Source organism: Nocardia violaceofusca NBRC 14427 (assembly GCF_963869435.1).
Classification (GTDB): domain Bacteria; phylum Actinomycetota; class Actinomycetes; order Mycobacteriales; family Mycobacteriaceae; genus Nocardia; species Nocardia aobensis.
In genome coordinates this window covers 62417-83214 of record NZ_CAWMPM010000022.1, presented here as the reverse complement: position 1 = coordinate 83214, position 20798 = coordinate 62417, and the positions used below count along the sequence as shown (strand labels likewise).

Annotated in this window: 17 protein-coding genes; 4 read left to right on the top strand and 13 right to left on the bottom strand. The window is 68.0% G+C overall.

Going from position 1 to position 20798, the window contains the following annotated elements; translation table 11 throughout:
• Positions 1–11: 11 nt before the first annotated feature.
• The 3 genes from AC5592_RS17755 to AC5592_RS17745 all read right to left on the bottom strand — a co-directional run bounded on the left by AC5592_RS17755 (position 12) and on the right by AC5592_RS17745 (position 3131).
• A complete protein-coding gene (locus AC5592_RS17755) occupies positions 12–428 on the bottom strand; it encodes a nuclear transport factor 2 family protein (RefSeq protein WP_036504432.1) in 417 nt (138 codons plus the stop codon).
• 7 nt (positions 429–435) lie between these two features.
• Positions 436–1323: a TIGR03619 family F420-dependent LLM class oxidoreductase gene (locus AC5592_RS17750; RefSeq protein WP_036504473.1), complete on the bottom strand. Its 888-nt coding sequence runs from the start codon at positions 1321–1323 to the stop codon at positions 436–438.
• Positions 1324–1430: 107 nt separating this feature from the next.
• A complete protein-coding gene (locus tag AC5592_RS17745) occupies positions 1431–3131 on the bottom strand; it encodes a metallophosphoesterase family protein (RefSeq protein ID WP_063064880.1) in 1701 nt (566 codons plus the stop codon).
• Positions 3132–3268: 137 nt separating this feature from the next.
• Here AC5592_RS17745 and AC5592_RS17740 point away from each other — a divergent pair, with 137 nt between their 5' ends.
• Positions 3269–3604 (top strand): TfoX/Sxy family protein, encoded by a 336-nt coding sequence (locus AC5592_RS17740; protein WP_036504308.1) that lies wholly within the window; start codon positions 3269–3271, stop codon positions 3602–3604.
• A 23-nt stretch (positions 3605–3627) separates the two neighbouring features.
• Here the strand turns inward: AC5592_RS17740 and AC5592_RS17735 are convergent, their stop codons facing one another.
• Positions 3628–4248 carry a TetR/AcrR family transcriptional regulator gene (locus AC5592_RS17735; protein WP_063001431.1) on the bottom strand — a complete coding sequence of 207 codons (621 nt, stop codon included), beginning with the start codon at positions 4246–4248 and terminating at the stop codon, positions 3628–3630.
• A 113-nt stretch (positions 4249–4361) separates the two neighbouring features.
• Here AC5592_RS17735 and AC5592_RS17730 point away from each other — a divergent pair, with 113 nt between their 5' ends.
• From AC5592_RS17730 to AC5592_RS17720, 3 genes are read left to right on the top strand one after another with little or no spacing between them, the layout of a single operon-like run.
• Positions 4362–5402, top strand: a complete 1041-nt coding sequence (locus AC5592_RS17730; RefSeq protein WP_063064879.1) for an NAD(P)-dependent alcohol dehydrogenase — start codon at positions 4362–4364, stop codon at positions 5400–5402.
• 16 nt (positions 5403–5418) lie between these two features.
• A complete protein-coding gene (gene casG, locus AC5592_RS17725) occupies positions 5419–7071 on the top strand; it encodes a steroid-24-oyl-CoA synthetase (RefSeq protein WP_063064878.1) in 1653 nt (550 codons plus the stop codon).
• Positions 7072–7110: 39 nt separating this feature from the next.
• Positions 7111–8850: an N-acyl-D-amino-acid deacylase family protein gene (locus tag AC5592_RS17720; protein ID WP_063064877.1), complete on the top strand. Its 1740-nt coding sequence runs from the start codon at positions 7111–7113 to the stop codon at positions 8848–8850.
• A 126-nt stretch (positions 8851–8976) separates the two neighbouring features.
• Here the strand turns inward: AC5592_RS17720 and AC5592_RS17715 are convergent, their stop codons facing one another.
• The 9 genes from AC5592_RS17715 to AC5592_RS17675 all read right to left on the bottom strand — a co-directional run bounded on the left by AC5592_RS17715 (position 8977) and on the right by AC5592_RS17675 (position 20733).
• A complete protein-coding gene (locus tag AC5592_RS17715; protein WP_063064876.1) occupies positions 8977–10266 on the bottom strand; it encodes an RNA polymerase sigma factor in 1290 nt (429 codons plus the stop codon).
• A gap of 13 nt (positions 10267–10279) precedes the next feature.
• Positions 10280–10696, bottom strand: a complete 417-nt coding sequence (locus AC5592_RS17710; protein ID WP_036504404.1) for a YciI family protein — start codon at positions 10694–10696, stop codon at positions 10280–10282.
• A 140-nt stretch (positions 10697–10836) separates the two neighbouring features.
• On the bottom strand, positions 10837–11352 hold the full coding sequence (locus AC5592_RS17705) for an anthrone oxygenase family protein (RefSeq protein WP_051024876.1): 516 nt from the start codon (positions 11350–11352) through the stop codon (positions 10837–10839).
• Between the two features lie 147 nt (positions 11353–11499).
• Complete coding sequence (locus AC5592_RS17700) at positions 11500–12606, bottom strand: NADH:flavin oxidoreductase (protein WP_083871117.1); 1107 nt, start codon at positions 12604–12606, stop codon at positions 11500–11502.
• 86 nt (positions 12607–12692) lie between these two features.
• Positions 12693–13652 carry an LLM class flavin-dependent oxidoreductase gene (locus AC5592_RS17695; RefSeq protein WP_063064875.1) on the bottom strand — a complete coding sequence of 320 codons (960 nt, stop codon included), beginning with the start codon at positions 13650–13652 and terminating at the stop codon, positions 12693–12695.
• Positions 13653–13709: 57 nt separating this feature from the next.
• A complete protein-coding gene (gene narI, locus AC5592_RS17690) occupies positions 13710–14447 on the bottom strand; it encodes a respiratory nitrate reductase subunit gamma (RefSeq protein WP_036504399.1) in 738 nt (245 codons plus the stop codon).
• Entirely contained in the window at positions 14444–15193 is a 750-nt protein-coding gene (narJ, locus tag AC5592_RS17685; protein ID WP_084506824.1) for a nitrate reductase molybdenum cofactor assembly chaperone, read from the bottom strand. The genes narI and narJ overlap by 4 nt, the downstream gene beginning before the upstream one ends.
• Positions 15194–15236: 43 nt before the next feature.
• Entirely contained in the window at positions 15237–16940 is a 1704-nt protein-coding gene (narH, locus tag AC5592_RS17680; protein ID WP_063064874.1) for a nitrate reductase subunit beta, read from the bottom strand.
• Between the two features lies 1 nt (position 16941).
• The gene (locus tag AC5592_RS17675; RefSeq protein WP_084506822.1) at positions 16942–20733 is read right to left on the bottom strand and encodes a nitrate reductase subunit alpha; all 3792 of its coding nucleotides are present in this window, start codon (positions 20731–20733) and stop codon (positions 16942–16944) included.
• Between the last annotated feature and the right edge of the window lie 65 nt (positions 20734–20798).

Here is a 20798-nt window from a genome sequence, read left to right as displayed (position 1 = left end):
CCGGATTCCGGTCAGCCGGCCGTACCCGGCTCGGACGTGGTGCGGCGCGCCCGGTCGATTTCCCAATACGCGCGCAGGGCGGCGATGCGGCCGTCGGCGTCCACCCGGTAGGTGAACACCCCGTCGACCTCGACGGTGAGCTCCCGGCGGACGCTGGTGATGGTGCCGACGAAGGCGACCTCGGCGCCGCAGGCGTAGGAGTCGCGCATCCGGAACGCGATATCGCTCTCGGCGATGGCGGTGTCCCAGAACGCGGCGATGGCGTCGCGGCCGCGGTGGCCGTTCCCGGCGGGGTCGTACGGCGATCGGCCGATCGGATCCTCCACCACCGCGTCCGGGGCGAACAGATTCAGCCAGGTGGTGCGGTCCTTGGTGCGGACGGCGTGCTGGGATGCCAGTCCCGCCGCGCGAGCCGGATGGTCGGCCATGATTCTCCTATCGGTGCGCGGCGATGACGGTCTCGCCGTAGCGGGTGATCGCATCGACCTTCTCGGCGAGGCCGCGGGTATCCGGCGCGGCGTCGTAGACGCTGCGGAATCCGACGATCACATCGGTGACACCCGAGGCGGCCAACTGTGCGATAGCCTCGGTGTCGAAGGGGTCGCGCGCCACCACGTGGATCTGGAATTCGGAGGTTCGCGTCGACGCGGATGTCTCGTATTCCGAACGCAATTCGGCCAGGCGACCCAGGAGTGCGACCAGCTCACCGTGATCGCCGCCCGCGTGCATCCACCCGTCGCCGCGTCGGACCGCACGCCGCAGCGCGGCCTCGCTGTGCCCGCCGACGAGGATCGGAATCGGCGTGGTGGGGACCGGAGTGATCTCCACGGCGGGCAGGTCGTAGATCCGCCCGCGATAGGCGAATTCACCGCCCCCGCACAGGCCGCGCACGATGTCGATACCCTCGTCCAGGCGTGCGCCGCGCCGCTCGAACGGCACGCCCATCATGGTGAAATCCTGTGGCCACGGGCTGATTCCGACGCCCAGCGACAGCCGGTCGCCGCTGAGCACCGCCAGCGTCGCGGCCTGTTTGGCCACCAGGACGGGCGGGCGCACCGGCAATTTCAGCACGAACGGTGTGACCCGCAGTGTGGTCGTGGCCGTGGTGATCGCGGTGGCGGCGATCATCGGCTCCGCAAAGGGCTTGCCGCGCAGGAACTCTCGCCGCCCGTCGGCGGTGTAGGGGTAGCGCGGGTCACCGTCGCGCGGATAGGCCAGGCTGTCCGCCAGGCAGATGCCGGTGAAACCGGCCCGTTCCGCGGCTCGGGCGAGGTCCACCCAGTGCACGGGGTCCCCGCCCGCCTCGGCGAAATGGAAACGCATGACCGCCATGGTGGCCGCCGGTCGCGGTGTGGTGGGCCGGCGGCCCGGTCAGCGGCCCTGCGGGACGACTCAGTGGGCCGACGGCTTGACCCGGCCCGTGTCGCGGGTCAGCGGCCCACCTGCCGGCGATAGGTCACCTTGTCGAATTCGCGGCCGTACTCGTCGACGGCCACCACATCCATCTCGCTGGCGAAGAATCCGGGTCGCACATCGACCCGGATGAACGAGTAGTTGCGGAAGCGCACCCGCGACCAGGGCGCGGCCTCGTCCTGTTTGGTGCCCGCCGGCGTCCACACGTAGCTGTTGGGCACCGCGGTGTCGGGCACCTCGTGGCCGCGGTAGGTCTCCGGGGAGCCGGGCTGGAAGCCGTAGCGGGGACGGCCGCCGCCGCCCACGGTGTAGTAGACGGTGCCGTCCGCATCCGGGTAGACGATCGAATTGTCGCCCGCCGCCTTGGTCGGGCGGCCGCCGCGGATCGGGTCGGTGCGCTCGAAGATGTGGTTGTGCCCCTGCAGCACCAGATCGACCTGATAGCGGTCGAACAGCGCGCACCAGGCATCACGCAGACCGCCGTCGCTGGCATGGGAATCGGTGGTCGAGTACGCGCAGTGGTGGAAGAAGCAGACGATGAAGTCGATATCCGGATTCGCGCGGTACTCCGCGAGAGTCCGCTCCACCCAACCGGTCTGGGCGCCGCCCGAATAGCCGGTGTTGGCCTTGATCTCGTAGGAGACGTCGTTGGCGTCCAGCGACAGCACCGCCACATTGCCGTAGGTGAACGAGTACGCCGACGGGCAGCCCGCGGGCCCGTTGGCCGGAAGGTCCAGGCGGGCGAGGTGTCCACCGTACCCGTGGGTGTCGTAGGCGGCCTCCATGTCGTGGTTGCCGGTGGCGAACATCCACGGCGTGGTCGAGGCGCTGGCTTCGATGGCGCCGAAATACACGTCCCACACGTACGGATTGAACTTGTCGAATCCGTCGGGCAGTTTGTCGCCGGCGGCGACGTAGCGCGGCTTCTTCCCCGCGCCCGACGGGTCGGCGTAGGCGATATCGCCCGCCAGCACATGGAAATCCGGCTTGCAGGCCACGATCTGGCGCATCACGTTGTCCGCGTGCGGGACCGCCGGGTCGTTGTCGGGTTTGTAGTACTTGTCGTCGTAGTCGCCGGGGGCGACGCCCGCCGGCTGGGTGGGTGTGTCGTCGGTGCCCTGATCGCCCATCATGGTGAACCGGAAGGGCAGCACCGCGTTGCGCACACTCGGCATCGCGGTCGACGCGGCGCGGATGTCGCCGACGAATCCGTCGGAGGTGCGCCAGCGGTAGAAATGCGGCAGCCGTCCGGGCAGGCCGTCGACCGGCGCGTGCACATAGAACTGTTCGGCGGCGAGTACGCCGCTGTCGCTCGTGGGGATCTGGGTCACCAGATCGCGCACCTCCGCCTCGACACTCGCGCCGAGCGCCGGCGTCGGCCCGTGATCGAGAAAGACCTTGGCGCCGCTGGGATTACGCGACAGCTGCGCGGCGAAGCGCAGCTGACTGGCGGCGTCCGGGCCGAAGCCGACGTGGCGGCCGCCCACCGCGAGCTGCGCCTGATCGGCATAGGCCCGCCCCGCGAACGGTGAGGTGCCGACGGCGGCCACCGCGGCGGCCGCGGCCGAACCACGCAGGAAGTTCCGCCGCGACACCGCATGCCGCCGCAGATATCCCCGGTGCCATTCGTGCTGTTCGGCCATCGTCATGGTGGCGGCCAGCTGCTCGGGGATTCCGGTATCGGGGATGTCACCGGCAGGATTCAAGCGATTCCGCATGAGGTTGGATGCTGGTCCAACCACCGCACCGGAGCAACCGCTGCGGGTTCCCAAGGGCGCGAATTCTCGGTGAATTCTTCGAACCGGCCGCCGCGGGATCGGTCCGGATCTGTCGGTGCCCGGTGTGAGAATGCCCTATGGCCTATGACGAAGAGTTGGCGGACCGGATCCGGGACCTGCTCGGGCCGGCGGTGACCGAGACGGTCGAAAAGCGCATGTTCGGCGGGCTGGCCTTCCTGGTCGGCGGCAATATGGCGGTGGCGGCCAGCGGTCAGGGCGGCCTGCTGGTCCGGGTCGATCCGGCGCAGGCCGAGGAGCTCATCGACGGTTCCGCGGTCGCGCCGATGGTGATGGGCGGCCGGGAGATGCGGAACTGGTTGCGGGTGGCGCCGGAATATCTCGACGACGACGAGGTGCTGCACGCCTGGCTGGATCGTGGGCTCGGATATGCCCGCACGCTCCCGCCGAAATAACCGGAAGACATTGTCCCGCTGTGTTATTCGGGCGCCTGCAGGGCCGGAAACCAGATATCGGTGAGGACTTCGGCGGCCGCGGCCGCGGTGACCTCGATGGTGCCCTGCATCGCCCATCGGGTGAAGAAGCGTTCCAGCTGCGCCACGAGTAGTTCGATACGCAGGCGCGCTTCGTCGCGGCGGCCCTCGGGCCAGCGCGCCAGATAGTCCGGCATCCCGTCGGCGAGCTGCATGATGCCCTCCCGCGCGAGGTCGCGGAACTCCGGTTCCAGGGCGGTCGCCTCGTCCCAGGCGGGAAGCAGATCCTTGTTGTCGAAGAACCACTCGATGGCCCGGCGCATCCACGTGGTGAACTCCGCGCGGGAGCCGGTGGCCAGGACCCGGTCCAGATCCCGGTAGAAGAATTGGACGCTGGCGAGTGTGCCCTGTTCCGCGATCGCCCGCAGCACCTCGGTCTTACCGGTGAAGTGCAGGTAGAAGGTGGCCCGGCTGCAGCCGACCGCGGCGGCGATGTCGTCGACGCGCACTCCCAGATAACCCTCACGCGCGAACAACTGCCGCGCCTCCTCGACGATGCGCATCCGCGTCGCCCGCTTCTGCTCATCGCGCAGCGACCCGCGCCGGGCGGTCGATTCCGAAGGCATGACGTCGATGATAGACGCCCGCACACTCACTGGACGCTGTGTCCAGTGAGTGCTACCGTGTGTGCCACGTCACGTCCGGCGCTGCGCCGAACGCCGCGGTGAGGAAACAGAACATGCGCGCATTGCAATTGACCGGGCCCGGCACGCTGGAGCTACGCGAGGTCCCGATCCCCGAGATCGGACCCACCGATCTGCTGCTGAAGGTCGGGGCGGCCGGAATCTGCCATTCGGATTCGTTCGTGCTCGGCTTGCCGTTCCCGCTGCGCGAGGATCCGCTGACGATGGGGCATGAGATCGCCGGCACCATCGAGGCGGTCGGCGCCGAGGTCGACGGTCGTCGCGCGGGGGAGCGGGGCCTGGTCTACCTATGCTGGTCCTGTGGCGTGTGCCGGGAATGTGTGAGCGGTAACGAGAACGTCTGCATCGCGGCGGGGCGCACCGCGATGCCGCCCTGCCCGGGACTCGGGCCGGACGGGGGAATGGCGGAATACGTTCGTATTCCGGCGAATTCGTTCGTGCCCATCGGCGAGCTGGACTTCGCGACGGCGGCGCCGCTGGCCGATGCGGCGCTCACGCCGTATCACGCCATCCGCGGGGCCGCCGACCAATTGCGGCCCGGCGCCACCGCCGTCGCGATCGGCATCGGCGGGCTCGGACATGTCGCGGTGCAGATCCTGAAGGCCATCACGGCCTGCCGCATCATCGCGGTCGACATCTCCGCGGAGAAGCTGGAGCTCGCGACGGCATGTGGCGCCGATCTCACGCTGACGGCCGACGAGAAGACCGCCGCACGCATTCTGGACTGCACCGACGGCCGGGGTGCGGAGGCCGTGTTCGACTTCGTCGGCAACGACGCCACCGCGAAACTGGCCGTCGAATCGGTCGCTCCGAACGGCGCCTATCGCATGGTGGGACTCGACGGCGGTATTCCGGGCATCGACGCCGGACCCGCCGGTGGACCAGGCCTGCCGTGGGGCGCCACCGTCCGAAAGTCCTACGGCGGCACGAGAAGTGACCTGTACGCCTCGGTCGCGCTCGCGCAGCGCGGCGCCATCGGCGTATCGGTCGAACGTTTCGACCTCGCCGAGGGCCCGGCCGCATTCGAACGACTCGACCGGGGCCTGATCCGCGGTCGCGCCGTGCTCATCCCGTAAGCAGAAAGTGAAGGTTATGACGCGAGCTGCCGACCCGCAGGCCATCGCCGCCCGGATCACCGCCGACCTCACCGGTCCCGGTGGCCAGTTCGAGATGGTGGTCGAAGAGGTACTGGGCGCGCCGATTCCGGTGATGCGCAATCGGCGGCGCAGTATGGCCGAACTGTTCCACGCGGGCACGGCCTGGGGTGACCACGACTATCTGGTGACCCCCGACCGCCGGATCACATTCGCCGAACATGGCGCCGCGGCAACGGCTCTCGCGCGCGCACTCGCCGAGCGATACGGTGTCGGCAAGGGCGACCGGGTGGGCATCCTCGCCGCGAACACGCCCGAATGGGTGACGACGTTCTGGGCGGCGCAGGTGCTCGGCGCGATTCCGGTCGGCTACAACGCGTGGTGGGCGCCGCGCGAGATCGCCTACGGTCTCGAGCACACCCGTCCGACGGTGGTCGTCGCCGATACCAAGCGCGCCGCCCTGCTGGCCGAGGTGGGCAGCGACATTCCGGTGCTCACCATGGAATCCGATCTGCCGCGGCTGATCGCCGACCATCCCGGCCCGGCGCCGGAGGTGTCGATCGCGGAGGACGATCCGGCGGTCATCCTGTACACCAGCGGCACCAGCGGGCGGCCCAAGGGTGTGGTGCACACCCAGCGAAACCTGCTGGCGGTCTGCGACTATCACCGATTCACCGATGCCATGGCGGCCGCCTTCCGTGGCCAACAGCTCGGACCGGGGCCCAGCGATCGCCGATTCCTGTTGACCTCACCGCTGTTTCATATCGCGAGCCTGCACAATCTGATCATTCCGCGGCTGGCCACGGGCGCGACCGTGGTGATCAACACCGGCAGCTTCGACCCGCAGCGGGTGTTGTCGCTGATGGAGCGGGAACGGGTGACCAACTGGGGTGCGGTGCCGACGATGGTCAGCCGCATGCTCGAACACGACCTGTCCCGTTTCGACCTGTCGAGTCTGGTGGCGTTCTCGCTCAACGCCGCCCCGTCCTCGCCGGCCTTCCATCAACGGCTGCGCCGGGAACTGCCGATGGCCGAGGTCGCGCTCACCACGAGCTACGGCCTCACCGAAAGCGGCACCGCGGCAACGGTTGCCACGCCGCCGGTGCTGGCCGCCCACCCCGACACCGTCGGGACGCCGATCATCGGAGTGAGCATCGAGATCCGCGATCCGGACAACGCGACGCTGCCCGACGGCGAGGAGGGCGAGATCTGTGTGCGCAGCCCGTACGTGATGCTCGGCTACTGGAACGACCCGGCCGCCACCGCGACCGCCATCGACGCCGAAAGGTGGTTGCACACCGGCGATTTCGGTGTGATCGAAGAGGGCCGGCTGCGCCTGTCGGGACGGCGGTCGGATCTCATCCTGCGCGGCGGGGAGAACGTGTACCCGACCGAGATCGAGAACGTGCTCGACGAGCATCCCGCGGTGCTGGAATCGGCGGTACTCGGTGTGCCGCATGCGGATCTGGGGCAGGAGGTGGCGGCCGTCGTGGTCGTCGCCGATCCCGCCGGCGTGACCGAGGACGAACTGCGGGCCTTCACCGCCGAGCGGCTCGCCTACTTCAAGGTGCCGGCTCGCTGGGTGATCACGGCACAACCGCTGCCGCGCAACGCGACCGGCAAGGTCGTGCGGCGCGAGATAGAGATCTGACGCGCCCCGCCGGGGCGGGTGGGTGAAAGAGGGACTGTCATGTACGACAGCATCATCAAGGGCGGTACCTGGTTCGACGGCACGGGCGCGCCGTCGGCGGTGCGCGACGTCGGCATCCGCGACGGGCGGGTGGCCGCCGTCTCGGCCGAACCCCTGGACGAGTCCGGCTGCGAGACCGTCGTCGACGCCACCGGCAAATGGGTGATCCCCGGGATGCTCGACATCCACACCCATTACGACGTGGAGGTCCTGCTGGATCCTTCGCTGTCGGAATCGGTGCGCCACGGCGTCACGACGGTGCTGCTCGGCTCCTGTTCGCTGTCCACCGTGCACGTCGGCGCCGAAACCGCCGGCGACCTGTTCGGCCGGGTGGAGGCCATCCCGCGCGGACATGTGATCGACGCCGTCGGTGATGTGAAGACCTGGCGCAACGCCCACGAATACGCCGCGGCCCTGGACGCCTCGCCGCTGGGGCCGAATGTGGCGGCGTTCCTGGGACATTCGGATATCCGCGCCGCGGAGATGGGCCTGGACCGCGCCACCCGCGCCGAGGTGAAGCCGACCGCCGGCGAGCTGACCGCCATGCGCCGGCATCTCGACGAGGCCCTCGACGCCGGTTTCGTCGGTATGTCCTCGCAGCAGCTGATGTTCGACAAACTCGACGGCGAGACCTGCCGCTCCCGCACCCTGCCCTCCACCTACGCCACGATGCGCGAACGGCATCAGCTCAACGCGATCCTGCGGGCTCGGCGGCGCGCTCTGCAGGGCGGGCCGGATGTGGCGCGACCGCAGAGCTTGGTGACGATGGCGCTGTCGAGCCTGGGCGTCGGGCAGCCGCCGCTCAAGGTGAGTCTGCTCTCGGCGGCCGATATCAAGGCGATTCCCCTGGTGGCGCATGTGTTTCCGGCCCTGGCGCGGGCGATCAACGCAGTCGGCGGTGATTTCCGTTTCCAGCATCTGCCGGTGCCGTTCGAGGTGTACGCCGACGGCATCGACCTGGTGGTGTTCGAGGAATTCGGTTCCGGCGCAGCGGCATTGCATCTGTCGAATCAGCTTGACGAGCGCCACCGGATGTTGCAGAGCGAAAGCTATCGCCGTCAGTTCCGCAAGGATTACGACCGCAAGTTCGGCCCGCGGGTGTGGCATCGCGACTTCTTCGACGCCGAGATCGTGGAATGTCCGGACAGCTCGGTCGTCGGCAAGACCTTCGGTCAGGTCGGCGTGGAACGTGGGGGAGTGCATCCGGTCGACGCGTTCCTCGATCTGGTGGTGGAGTACGGGCCCAAGGTGCGCTGGCGCACCACGATCTCCAACCACCGGCCGCGCCTGCTGGATCGCTTCGCCGCCGATCCCGGCATGCAGCTGGGTTTCTCCGACGCCGGTGCGCACCTGCGCAATATGGCCTTCTACAACTTCGGGCTGCGGCTGCTGCGCCGGGTGCGCGATGCCGAACTGGCGGGCCGGCCGTTCATGTCGGTGGAACACGCGGTGCACCGGCTCACCGGGGAATTGGCCGACTGGTACGGGCTCGACGCGGGACATCTGCGGGTCGGAGACCGCGCCGACGCGGTGGTGATCGACCCGGCCCGGCTGGACGCGGGACTCGAGCGCTACACCGAACAGACGATGCCGTACTTCGGCAATCTGTCGCGCATGGTGAATCGCAACGACGACACGGTGAACGCCGTATTCGTCGGTGGTCGTTATGTTTTCGGCAACGGTGTGGCCGCGCCGGTGCTGGGGTCGCAGCGCACCGGGCGCTTTCTCGCCGCCGCCTGATCCGGTCGGCCGACGGACCGCCCAGGTTCGCTTCAGCGATACCGGTATCGCCGGTGGGGTTTGCGCCGGTGAGGCCGGCGCCGGACGTGTCGAATCTCCGCCCGGATGCGAGTGGTGGGCCGGTGCTCAGCCGAGCTGGTCGAGCTTGCGGTGCAGGACGGCTCGCTCGCGGTCGTTGCCGCACCAGCGCGCCGCCAGCTCCCACTCCTCGCGGGCCTCGCTCGTGCGGCCGAGGCGGGTGAGCAGTTCGCCCCGGACCGTCGGCAGCAGATGGGAATTCGGCAGTGCGCCCTCGGCGCGCAGACCGTCCACGATCGCGAGTCCGGCGTCCGGACCCTGCGCCATGGCGACCGCGACCGCCCGGTTCAGCTCGACCACCGGTGACGGGGCGAGGCGGCCCAGCGCTTCGTAGAGGCTCACCACGCGCTCCCAGTCGGTGTCGGTGACCGAGCCGGCGACGGCGTGGCATTCGGCGATCGCCGCCTGCACGCCGTAATAGCCCAGCCCGCGGCCGACCTGTCCGGCGCGGGTCAGGGCGGCGCGGCCGCGCCGGATCGCCGCACGGTCCCAGCGCCGCCGGTCCTGATGCTCCAGCAGCACCGGCTCGCCGTCGGGGCCCGTCCGCGCCGGGAAGCGGGCCGCGGTCAGCTCGAGCAGTGCCAGCAGTCCGTACACCTCCGGTTCGTCCGGCACGAGATGGGACAGCACCCGAGCCAGTCGCTGTGCTTCCCCGGCCAGATCGAGGCGGATCAGTTCAGTGCCCGAACTCGCCGACGAACCTTCGGTGAAGATCAGGTAGATCACGCTGAGCACCGAACTCAGCCGGGCAGCACGCTCACCCGGCTCCGGCACCTCGAACGGAATATGTTCCGCGGCAAGGGTTTTCTTCGCCCGAGTGATCCGGGCCTGAACCGTCGCGGCCGGAACGAGAAATGCTCTGGCGATCTCGTCGCTGGTGAGACCGCCGACCACACGCAGTGTCAGTGCCACCCGCGCCTCCCGGGACAGCACCGGATGACATGCCGTGAAGATCAGCGCCAGCACGTCGTCGTCGATGCGATCGGGATCCCACAGCGGTTCCGCTCCCGAACGCATCGGATCCGCACCGGGCCCGCCGGTCAGCGCGCCGCCCTCACCCAGGTCGCGGGCGAGGGCGGCGTAGCGATCGTCGAGGGCGGACCGGCGGCGGAAGGTGTCGATCGCGCGCCGCCGCCCCACCGTGAGCAACCAACCGGCCGGATTGTGCGGTGTCCCCTCCCGCGGCCAGGTGACCAGCGCTTCGGCCAGTGCTTCCTGCGCCAGATCTTCTGCGAGGGCGAAATCGCCGGTGTAGCGGGCGAGCGCGCCGACGATGCGCGCGGATTCGATCCGCCACACCGCGGCGACCGCCTCGCGTCCGGTGGGATCGGCCGTCATCCGGATGTTCCGTTCAGAGTTGCCCGGTGGCCTCGCGCCACGCCCGCTCCTTCTGAATCCAGACGTTGTCCTGCGGAAATTCGTCGATCGTGGGCACCCGCCGGATCTCGGTCTTGCACCCCTTGACGATGACCGGCATCCGCTTCGCCCACTCGACCGCCTCCTCCTTCGAGGCCACGTTGAGCAGGTAGAACCCGCCGAACAGTTCCTTCGTCTCGCCGTACGGACCGTCGGTGACGACCGGGGTTTCCCCGTCGTAATCGACCACCACACTCTCGGCGGGGTCGAGCCCCTCCGCCGCGAGCAGCACGCCCGCCCGGATCAACTCGTCGTTGAACTTGCCCATCGTCTCCAGCATGGTGCCGAAATCGACCTCGCCCATGCTCGCGTAGGCCTCGTCCGTGGCGCGCATGATCAGCATGTACTTCATGGTGTGTCTCCTTCGTCTCGCGGATCCCCTCCGGACCCTCTCACCCCTAGGTCGAACGACAACCACTATGGATCGACACGGCCACCGAAATTTTCCGAAAGTTTTTTTCCCGCCCCGCATTATCGCAGGTCGTTGGCCCCCTACCCCTTGTTCGTGGTGCGCAGGGCCCAGGCGAGGACGCCGAGGGCGCCGGTGTTGGCGAGGGCTCGCAGGATGTTGAGGGTGATCCAGGGGCCTTCGAACTGGTGGCGGAGGGTGGCGAAATCGCCGGAGGAGGTGTCGGCCAGCTGGTTGTTCAGCGGGACGTTGCCGCCCGAGGTGATGAGGAAACTGATCACGTTGAGGGCCAGGGCGAGCAGGACCCACCACAGCACGGCGCGCTGGTCGGTGCGCCAGTACAGCACGGCGGCCAGGCCGGTGAAGGCGACCGAACCGAGGAAACTGAGCATGAAGACCGGGTTGACGATGACGGTGTTGATCCGGTTCATCACGTCCACGAAGGTGCGGTCGTCGAGTTGGCGCAGGGCGAGCATCACCGAGCTGGCGTAGGCGTAGAAGACACCGGCCAGCAGGCCGGTGGTGACGGTCGCGCCGATCAGGGAGCCGGTCGCGAAGCCGGAGGTGGTCGAGGTGGCGGTGGCGGTGGTCGCTGTCATGCACTCAGTACACCGGGAAGCGGTGAGCGTTCCCATGGTCCGGACGCTCGCTCCCATACGCGAGCGTCCACGAGGTCCGGTTTCCGGCGGACCCGAAGTGCGCGAGACGGATGCGCACACCGGACGACTGATCCGGAGCGGCCGAGGTCAGCGGAAAGGAGTGATGTCGGCGAGTCGCCCGGCCCGCATCTTGTTCACCCATTCCGGGTCGGCGAGCAGTGCCCGGCCCAGCGCGACGACATCGAATTCGCCGCGTTCGAACTGCTCGCGCAGCAGGGTGAAGCGCTGCGCCTGCGTTTCGTCGATGGTGTCGCCGCGGAAGACACTGTCCACGCCGACCGAACCGACGGTGATGACCGGCAGCCCCGTGATCTTCTTGGTCCAGCCGGCCAGGCTGAGATCGTCGGCGGCATCGGTGAATTCGGGTAGCCAGTGCCGACGCAGCGACGTGTGGAAGATGTCGACACCCGCTTCCACGAGCGGGGTCAGCAACTCTTCGAGTTCCGCCGGGCTCTCGGCGATGCGGGCGCTGTAGTCGACGCCCTTCCACTGCGAGAAGCGGTAGATGATCGGGAAATCCGGGCCGACGGCCGCGCGCACGGCAGCGACCACCCGAGCCGGGAATGCGGCGCGCCGCCGGAGGGAGCCGCCGTAGTCGTCGTCACGGTGATTGGTTGCGGCCCAGAAGAATTGATCGAGCAGATAACCGTGCGCGCCGTGCAGTTCGATGCCGTCGAATCCCAGCTCCCGGGCCAGGAGCGCGGACTCCACATACGAGTCGACGAGCGTGTCCAGATCGCCGGTCGTCAGCGCACGTCCCACCGGCGCTCCGGTGAAGTCCACTCCGGAGGGGCTCACGGTCGGCGTCTCCGGCTCGAAGCGGGGTTCGTTCCCGCGATCGACGCCGGTATGCCACAGTTGCGGCACGATGGCCGCTCCTTCGGCGTGCACGGCCTCGACCACCGCCCGCCACCCGGCCGCACTCTCGTCGCCGTAGAACCGCGGCACCTTCCGGATCGGCCCGGCCGCCGGTCCCCGGACGTAGGTCCCCTCGGTGATGATGAGACCGACTCCTCCGGCCGCGTGTTCGCGGTAGTAGTCGATATTCTCCGCATTCGGAACACCGTCGGGCGATTTCGCCCGCGTCATCGGAGCCATCGCGAACCGGTTCCGCAACCGCAACGATCCCGCGTGAAATTCGGCGAACAATTCGTCCAGGCGAATCCCCGGCCCATCGACCAAACCCTGTGACATGCGGCACATTCCCTTCCGATTCGACAACTCGACCCTCGGATCCGAGCAACAACGGCGGCGTGACGGGAATTCCGGGGGAGAACCGCTCAGTGCGGGGCGGCGTCCAGGGTCGGGCGGATGATTTCGTCGGCGATCCAGTGGGCGACTCCGTCCGGGTAGGGGGCGGGCGGGTTGAGGACCAGGTGGGTGAAACCGGCGTCGATCAGCTCGAGCAGCGTCTCGCGTATGCGGCCGGGGGCGTCGTAGGAGATGGGCAGTTGCGCCGAACGGGTGATGTGTGCGGGATCGCGGCCGATCGCCGCGCAGTGGTCGTCCAGTGCCCGGCTGTGTTCGCGGAGGGTGTCGACGCCGGTCAGCGGGGGTCCGATCACATTCCAGAGATCGGCGTGGGCGGCCACGATCGGCAGCGTCGACGCGCCCGCACCGGCGAGCAGAATCGGCGGGTGGGGCCGCTGGACGGGTTTCGGATCGCATTGGGTGCCGGTGAGAGGGAAGTGTTCGCCCGGGAAGTCGAACACCTCCTCGGTCCACATCCGCCGGATCAGGACGCAGGCCTCACCCAAACTGCTCACCGCATCGCGCCAGGTGCCGACCGGAATGCCGTACGCCGCGTACTCGGGCGCCACCATCGTCGCGAAGCGGGGATCGTTGCGCGGGAACCCGCCGACGCCGATCCCGAAATCCAGTCGACCACCCGAGATCACGTCGACGGTGGCGGCCATCTTCGCCAGCAGTGCCGGATGCCGAATCCGGTTGTTGGACACCAGCACTCCGAGCCGGAGTCGTCGCGTCCGCGCCGCCAGCGCCGCCAGCAGCGTCCAGCCCTCGAGGACCGGCCCCGCCGACCGGCTCCCCGCCGAATCGACACCGTCGTGCCCGGGCAGTCCGACCGCCGCCCGCGGCAGCAGATGGTCGTACAACCAGGCATGCTCGATCTCGGGTATGTCGTCGGCCTCCAGCCACACCCGCAGGATGTCCGCGTAGCCGACGTGCGCGGGTGTCGTCTTGATGCCGAAACTCGGTGCGGGCCCGAGGGAATCGCTCATACCGGCGAAGCTAGTCCGTGGAGTGCGCTCCAGGTCAAGGGCTGCGGAACGGCCGCTTCAGCGTGACGGTGGCAGTACCGGGCTCTGCCAGGCCCGCGCGTACTTCTTCTTGTTCGCCACATCGACGGGTTTGCTGCGGTACACCACGTACGGGCGCACCAGGTAGCCGACCGGGGCGCTGAACATGTGGACCAGCCGCGTGTAGGGCCAGACGGCGATGAGCGTCAGCACGATGAGCCCGTGCGCCTGAAAGGTCCAGGGCGTGCCGACCATCAGGTCCGGCTGCGGATGGGCCGTGAAAAGGCTTCGGAACCACGGCGATACGGTCTCGCGATAGTTGTACGTACCCCACAGCAGATTGCTGCCGACGGTATTGAGCAGCCCGGTGATCAGCGCGGCGGCGAGCAGCACGTACATGAACGTGTCGTTGGTGGTGGTCGCCTTGCGCACGGCCGGGACACGCACGCGGCGATAGGCGAGGATCGCGATACCGGCGATCACCGCGACGCCCGCCACCGTACCCGCGGAGACGGCGACCAGGTGATAGAGGTGTTCGGAGATGCCGACCGCGTCGGTCCAGGACTCCGGAATCAACACGCCCAGCACATGTCCACCGATCACACCGAGCATGCCGAAGTGGAACAGCGGGCTGCCCAGGCGCAGCAGCCGGGATTCGTAGATCTGCGAAGACCGTGTGGTCCAGCCGAATTGGTCGTTGCGGTAGCGCCAGAGATGGCCCAGCACGAACGAGGTGAAGGCGATGTAGGGCAGGGTGGCCCAGACGGTGGATGTCATCGTCGATCTCCGGATCCGGCGAAAAGCCCTGCGGTGGCGGATGTTCCGGCGGTGGGCGGCGAATACAGGTCGGGGTTCATGGCGGGATGCGTCGACTCGCCGTTCATCGAATACGGTTCCAGCCCGACATCCTCGTCCGGCGGTCCCTGCGCGGCCAGTTCCGCGATCCGGCGGCGATCTGCCGTGGTGGGCGGGGGCAGGGTGGCGAGGACGGCGGCGAGGGCGCCGGCATGCGGCGATTCGCTGTCGGTGAGCGAGAGCCGCAACATCTCCAGCACCGGTACGTGTTCGCCGAGCAGGCGTTCACCGCCGATCGGGTCGACGGTCGCGGCGAACTCCAGCAGCACCGGAAGATGGTCGGGCAGTTCGCGATCCGACAACTCCGCCCCGGCGTGCCGATAGGCGTGCTTGAACCGCAGCAGCGCCATACCGCGCTTGCGGGTGTCGCCGTAGGCGTAATAGGTCAGATGCAGACTGGCGCGCCGGCGCAGGTCGAAGGTGTCGACGTAGTCGCGCGCCAGGGACAGCGGTTCGGTACCGGTCAGGTGGGTGAGCAGCCGATCGAGATCGGCGCGCACCGGCTCCGGGAGCGAGGCCACCGCCTCGGACAAATCGGCGAGCATCGCCAGCGTGTCCGGGCCGGGGTAATCGAGGAGGAGCGCTGAGATCCGCCAGGTCAGCCGGCGATCCCGCTCGGACATCGGGACGAGCGGCGCGGGGCGCCTCCGCAACGTCAGCAGTCCCATGACCGCACCTCTCCTCGTGCGGAACCGGGGCGGTGGCACATCCTCATCGGCTCGCTCCGCTCGGTTCGGGCAGCGTGTCGTCTACTACGTCGTGTGCTGGACCGTTTTCATGCCCGTTCGTCGCCGGATGCCCGTCGGCGGCACCGTTGCCGTTGCGTTCCGGCACCAGGCCCTCGGTCGACCCGCCGTCCCAGTTCAGCAGATTGATCCGCGACGACTTCTGCTCCGGCGCAGCCGAATTGGCGTCGACGAGTGCGAACTTCTCCGACGTCACATCGAAGGCCGTCATCCCCGGCCCGCCGTCGCCGTCCAGACTGCACCCCGTCGCCAGCGAATCCAATTCGTGCGCCCGGGAGGTCGCGCCCGACGGAATCACGTACCGGTGTTCGTATTTGGCGATGGCCAGCAGCCGGTACATCGCCTCGATCTCCTCCGGTTCCAGGCCCACCCCGCCGGGAATCGCCAGATCGGGTTCCTGGCCGAGGTTGATCGAGCGCATGAACGACCGCATGCCGGCCAGCCGTTGCAATGCCGCGCGCACGGGCCCGATATCCCCGGCGGTGAACAACTCGGCCAGATATTCCACCGGAATGCGCAGCGAATCGATGGCGCCGAACAGATTTCCGGCATCCTCACCGTCGTGCCCGGTCTCGGCCAGCACGTCCACCACCGGCGACAGCGGCGGCACGTACCAGACCATCGGCATGGTCCGGTATTCCGGATGCAACGGCAACGCGATCTTGTAGTCGACGATCAGCTTGTAGACCGGCGAATCCTGCGCCGCGGCAATCCATTCCGGCGAGATTCCGGCGCGTTCGGCCTCGGCGATCACCCGCGGATCGTGCGGATTGAGGAATACGCCCAGCTGCGACGGATACAACTGCTCCGGATCGGTCACCGAGGCCGCCTCGAGGACCGCGTCGGCGTCGTAGAGCATGACGCCGATGTAGCGGAGCCGCCCCACACACGTCTCCGAGCAGACGGTCGGGATACCGACCTCCACGCGCGGATAGCAGAACGTGCATTTCTCGGCCTTGCCGGTCTTGTGGTTGAAGTAGATCTTCTTGTACGGGCAGCCGGTGATGCACTGCCGCCAGCCGCGGCATTTGTCCTGGTCGACCAGCACGATGCCGTCCTCGGCACGCTTGTAGATCGCCCCCGAGGGACAGGAGGCGCCGCAGGACGGGTTCAGGCAGTGTTCGCAGATGCGCGGCAGATAGAACATGAAGGTCTGCTCGAACTCGAGTTTGACCTGGTCCGACAGCCGCGCCAGCAATGGATCCCGGCCGACCTGTTCCGGCCCGGAGCCGAGGTCGTCGTCCCAGTTCGCGCCCCAGGTGACCTTCGTATCCTCGCCGGTGATCAGCGATTTGGGCCGTGCCACCGGGGTGGTGTCCATGGCCGGCGCCGACAGGAGCGTGTCGTAGTCGTAGCTCCAGGGGTCGTAGTAGTCCGACACCGTCGGCAGATCCGGATTGGCGAAGATGTTGAGCAGCCGCTTCATGCGCGAGCCGGACTTCAGGGTGAGGCGGCCGCGGCGGTCCAGCGTCCAGCCGCCCTTCCACTTCTCCTGATCCTGGTACTGCCGCGGATATCCCTGTCCCGGCCGGGTTTCCACATTGTTGAACCAGACGTACTCGGTGCCGCCCCGGTTGGTCCAGGCCTGTTTGCAGGTGACGCTGCAGGTGTGACAGCCGATGCACTTGTCCAGGTTCATCACCATGGCCAGCTGTGCCATGACACGCATATCAGTACTCCACTTCCTGTGAGCGTCTCCGGATCGTGGTGACCTCGTCACGCTGATTTCCGGTGGGCCCGTGGTAGTTCAGGGCGAACGACTGCTGGGCGTATCCGCCGATCAGATGCGTGGGCTTGATCATGATCCGGGTGAGCGCGTTGTGGATGCCGCCCCGTTTGCCTCGGCCCGCCCGCATGTCCGGGGTGCCCTCGACGCGCGGTACGTCGACCGCGCGGTCCTGGGCGTGATACATGAAGACGGTGCCCTCGGGCATACGATGGCTGACGATCGCCCGGGCGACGACCACACCGTTGCGGTTGACCGCCTCGATCCAATCATTGTCGGCCACACCGATTTTCGCCGCGTCGCGGTCCGACATCCAGATCGCCTGCCCGCCCCGAGAGAGGGTGAGCATATGCAGATTGTCCTGATATGCGGAGTGGATGGACCACTTCGAATGCGGAGTGAGGTAGCGGACGGTGACGCCTCGCTCGCCGACCGCCCCGACGCCGGGTTCGCGGAACAGCACCGACATGTCGAGCGGTGGCCGGAAGATCGGAAGTTGTTCGCCCAGTTCGATCATCCAGTCGTGATCGAGATAGAAGTGCTGGCGTCCGGTGAGCGTATGCCAGGGCTTGAGCCGTTCGGTGTTGATGGTGAACGGGGAGTACCGCCGCCCGCCGGTTTCGGATCCGGACCATTCCGGTGACGTGATCACCGGCACCGGCCTGGCCTGCGTATCGGCGAAGGTGATCCGCTTGCCTTCGTGCTCGGCCGCCAGATCCGCCAGCCGGGTGCCGGTGCGGCGCTCCAGCGCGTGGAAGCCCTCCACCGCCAACCGGCCGTTGGTGGTGCCGGACAGCGCCAGGACGGCCTCCGCCGCGTGCACGTCCTTGGCCAGTGACGGGCGGCCCTGCGCGACGCCGGAGACCACGGTGCCGTTGACTCCGCGCAGATACTCGACCTCGGCGTCGGGGACGGTCGTGACGCCCTTGGTGGTGACCCCGAGCGTTTCGATCAGCGGGCCCAGCGCCGCCATCTTCTCGGCCAGCTTCGGGTAGTCCCGCTCCACGACAACGAGTTTCGGCATGGTCCGGCCCGGGACGGGTTCGCATTCACCGGCTTTCCAGTCCAGCACCCGCCCACGCGCCTGCGCCAGCGCGTCGGCCGAATCGTGTTGCAGCGGAACGGCGACCAGATCCTTGCGGACGCCGAGATGTTTCTCGGCCAGCCAGGAGAAGCCGCGCGCTATGCGGTGGAAGGCCTCGAAATCGGTTTTCGCCTCCCACGGCGGGGAGATCGCGGGGGAGAAGGCGTGCACGAACGGATGCATATCCGTCGAGGACAGGTCGTGTTTCTCGTACCAGGTGGCGGCGGGCAGGACGATATCGGAGAACAGTGTCGTCGAGGTCATCCGGAAATCCAGCGACACCAGCAGATCCAGTTTTCCGGTCGGCGCCTGTTCCGGCCGGCGCACTTCCTGCGGTGGCACCCCGGCCGAATCGTCTGCCTGCAGATTGGAATCCGCGCCGAGCAGATGCCGGTGGAAATATTCGTTGCCCTTACCCGAGGAGCCGAGCAGATTGGCCCGCCACACGGTGAGCACGCGGGGGAAGTTCCGGGGCGCGTCGGGATCCTCGCAGGCGAACTCGAGATCACCGGATTTCAGGTTGCCGACCACATAGTCCTGCGGCGTCTGGCCCGCGGCCTCGGCGGCTTCGACCAGATCCAGCGGATTGCGGTCGAACGTCGGATACGTCGGCATCCAGCCCAGCCGCGAGGCCAGCGCGATATTGTCGGCGGCCGTGCGCCCCGCGAACGCGCCGGAACCCAATGGGGAGGCGAAGGATTCGGAGGTGAAGGGGTCGTAGCGCCACTGGTCGTTGGTCAGATACCAGAACACCGTGCCCTGCATCTGCCGCGGCGAGCGCTGCCAGTCCAGGCCGAATGCCAGGGTGGACCACCCGGTGACCGGGCGGCACTTCTCCTGGCCCACGTAGTGCGCCCAGCCGCCGCCGTTGACGCCCTGGCATCCGGTGAGCAGCGTCAGGGTGAAGAAGGCGCGATAGATCTGATCGGAGTGGAACCAGTGATTGGTCCCGGCGCCCATGAGGATCATCGACCGGCCGCCGGAGCGATCGGCGTTGTCGGCGAATTCGCGGGCGATCCGAATGGCCTGTGCCGCAGGTACTCCCGTGATCGACTCCTGCCAGGCGGGAGTGTAGGGCGCGCTCGGGTCGTCGTAGCCGGTGGGCCAGTCGCCGGGGAGATCCGGGCGCCCGACGCCGTACTGCGCGAGCAGCAGGTCGAAGACGGTCGTGACGCGGCGTCCGGCGACGACGGTGGTCGGCACCGAACGGGTGACCGTGCCGGTCTCGCCGTCGAAGCGGGGGAACTGTACGGCCGCAGCATCGTCGGTGCGGCCGTACAGAGTCATCAGCGGATCGACGTCGCCGAGGTCCAGATTCCATCGCCCGGCGCCGGATCCGGAGAACCGGTCGCCGAGGGTGCCGTTGGGCACCAGGGGATTTCCGTCGCCGTCCAGGAGAACGGTCTTGTGCTCGGCGTTGTCCACGTCGAAACCGGGGAGGCCCGCGGCGGCGAGGTCGGCGGCGGTGAGGAACTTACCGGGCAGCCAGGTGTGGCCGCGATATTCGCCCTCGCCGTTCCAGCCGCCCTCGCGCTCGTCCAGCGTGATCAGGAACGGCAGATCGGTGTAGCGCTTGATGTAGTCGTCGAATCGCGCGGTGGACCGGTCGACGAAGAATTCGCGCAGCACCACATGGCCCATCGCCATCGCCAGCGCGGCGTCGGTGCCCGGGCGGGCGGGGACCCATTCGTCGGCGAATTTGGTGTTGTCGGCGTAGTCGGGGGAGACCACCACCACCTTCTGGCCGCGATAGCGGGCCTCGGTCATGTAGTGCGCGTCCGGGGTGCGGGTGACCGGGACGTTCGAACCCCACATGATCAGATAGCCGGCGTCGAACCAGTCCGCGGATTCCGGGACGTCGGTCTGGTCGCCGAACACCTGCGGCGAGGCGACCGGCAGGTCGGCGTACCAGTCGTAGAACGACAGCATCGAACCACCGAGCAGGGAGATGAACCGGGCGCCGACCGCATGCGAGACCATCGACATCGCGGGGATCGGTGAGAAACCCGCGATGCGGTCCGGCCCGTACTGCTTGATGGTGTAAACGTGTGCCGCGGCGGCGATTTCGGCGGCCTCCCACCATTCCGCGCGCACGAATCCGCCCTTGCCGCGCGCGGATTTGTAGGTCTTGGCCTGCTCGGGGTCCTCGACGATGGATTCCCAGGCCAGCACCGGATCCTTCAACCGGGCCTTCGCCTCGCGGTACATCTCGAGCAGGACTCCGCGCACATACGGATAACGCACGCGCGCAGGGGAATACGTGTACCAGGAGAACGAGGCCCCGCGCGGGCAGCCGCGCGGCTCGTACTCCGGTTTGTCGGCGCCGACCGAGGGATAGTCGGTCTGCTGGGACTCCCAGGTGATCACGCCGTCGGAGACGTAGATCTTCCAGGAGCAGGAGCCGGTGCAGTTGACGCCGTGCGTGGACCGGACCACCTTGTCGTGGGCCCAGCGGTCGCGGTAGAACTCGTCGGCCTCGCGCCCGCCGACCTTGTGCACGGTGCGAAGATCACCCGACACCTCCCCGCGCTGGAAGTAGCGGCCCACCTTCAGCAAGGCATCGGCCGCCGACTCGGCTACGCCGTTCGACTCTGATGAGGGGGCCGAACCCTTTTTGTGCGATATGACCACAACGCCCCCATCGAGACACATGAACCGGGCTGACCAGTCCGAGAGTAAGGACGCTCGCGGGGGCGGCAAAACGATCCGCGCACACC

Coding starts and splice junctions, on each gene's coding strand:
- narH (WP_063064874.1), bottom strand. CDS start 16,940: ATGCGTGTCATGGCACAGCTGGCCATGGTGATGAACCTGGACAAGTGC.
- casG (WP_063064878.1), top strand. CDS start 5,419: ATGACGCGAGCTGCCGACCCGCAGGCCATCGCCGCCCGGATCACCGCC.
- AC5592_RS17710 (WP_036504404.1), bottom strand. CDS start 10,696: ATGAAGTACATGCTGATCATGCGCGCCACGGACGAGGCCTACGCGAGC.
- AC5592_RS17755 (WP_036504432.1), bottom strand. CDS start 428: ATGGCCGACCATCCGGCTCGCGCGGCGGGACTGGCATCCCAGCACGCC.
- AC5592_RS17745 (WP_063064880.1), bottom strand. CDS start 3,131: ATGCGGAATCGCTTGAATCCTGCCGGTGACATCCCCGATACCGGAATC.
- narJ (WP_084506824.1), bottom strand. CDS start 15,193: ATGGGACTGCTGACGTTGCGGAGGCGCCCCGCGCCGCTCGTCCCGATG.
- AC5592_RS17695 (WP_063064875.1), bottom strand. CDS start 13,652: ATGAGCGATTCCCTCGGGCCCGCACCGAGTTTCGGCATCAAGACGACA.
- narI (WP_036504399.1), bottom strand. CDS start 14,447: ATGACATCCACCGTCTGGGCCACCCTGCCCTACATCGCCTTCACCTCG.
- AC5592_RS17740 (WP_036504308.1), top strand. CDS start 3,269: ATGGCCTATGACGAAGAGTTGGCGGACCGGATCCGGGACCTGCTCGGG.
- AC5592_RS17730 (WP_063064879.1), top strand. CDS start 4,362: ATGCGCGCATTGCAATTGACCGGGCCCGGCACGCTGGAGCTACGCGAG.
- AC5592_RS17705 (WP_051024876.1), bottom strand. CDS start 11,352: ATGACAGCGACCACCGCCACCGCCACCTCGACCACCTCCGGCTTCGCG.
- AC5592_RS17720 (WP_063064877.1), top strand. CDS start 7,111: ATGTACGACAGCATCATCAAGGGCGGTACCTGGTTCGACGGCACGGGC.
- AC5592_RS17675 (WP_084506822.1), bottom strand. CDS start 20,733: ATGTGTCTCGATGGGGGCGTTGTGGTCATATCGCACAAAAAGGGTTCG.
- AC5592_RS17700 (WP_083871117.1), bottom strand. CDS start 12,606: ATGTCACAGGGTTTGGTCGATGGGCCGGGGATTCGCCTGGACGAATTG.
- AC5592_RS17715 (WP_063064876.1), bottom strand. CDS start 10,266: ATGACGGCCGATCCCACCGGACGCGAGGCGGTCGCCGCGGTGTGGCGG.
- AC5592_RS17735 (WP_063001431.1), bottom strand. CDS start 4,248: ATGCCTTCGGAATCGACCGCCCGGCGCGGGTCGCTGCGCGATGAGCAG.
- AC5592_RS17750 (WP_036504473.1), bottom strand. CDS start 1,323: ATGCGTTTCCATTTCGCCGAGGCGGGCGGGGACCCCGTGCACTGGGTG.